The following is a 261-nucleotide window of genomic DNA, read 5'->3' on the forward strand; positions in this document are numbered from 1 at the left end:
ACCCTCGCATGGGGAGACCCCACACTACCATCGGCGCTACGGCGTTTCACTTCTGAGTTCGGCATGGGGTCAGGTGGGACCACCGCGCTATTGCCGCCAGGCAAATTCTGTTTCATCCCGACCGCTTCACTTCTCGTAAAGCCATCAGAACCAATCTCGGAACCAGCTGAATATCTTTGTCTCTAAAACACCTTCGGTGTTGTAAGGTTAAGCCTCACGGATCATTAGTACTGGTTAGCTCAATGCATCGCTGCACTTACA

1 rRNA gene is annotated in these 261 nt (G+C 52.1%); it reads right to left on the reverse strand.

What is annotated here, in order from left to right:
* Positions 1–101: ribosomal RNA gene (gene rrf / locus AC2AXP_RS22775) — 5S ribosomal RNA — on the reverse strand; the annotation flags it as partial.
* Between the last annotated feature and the right edge of the window lie 160 nt (positions 102–261).

It is taken from the genome of Serratia sp. Sp408 (assembly GCF_057180665.1).